Raw genomic sequence first — 255 nt, forward strand, 5'->3', positions numbered from 1 at the left:
GACGGTGGTGGCGGACCGGGGCTTCGCGGACGTGAAGTTCTACGCGCTGTTGGGGCAACTCGGCTTCGAGTACGTGGTGCGCTCCCGTGCGGACGTGCTCGTCACGTCCGAGGAGGCGGAGACGAAGCGCGCGGCCGAGTGGGTGCCCGAAGGCGGGCGCGCAAAGGTGCTCCGGGGCGCACGCGTCACCGCGGCAATGGTGCCGGTGGGGGCGGTGGTGTGTGTGAAACGCAAGGGAATGAAGGACTCCTGGTG

The 255-nt window shown here is 69.4% G+C and carries 1 pseudogene; it reads left to right on the forward strand.

The annotated features are described in order from the left end of the window. Positions 1-255, forward strand: a pseudogene (locus U8525_RS34670) (IS4 family transposase); the annotation flags it as partial.

The sequence above is a fragment of the Corallococcus sp. RDP092CA genome (genome assembly GCF_041903675.1).
Lineage (GTDB): Bacteria > Myxococcota > Myxococcia > Myxococcales > Myxococcaceae > Corallococcus.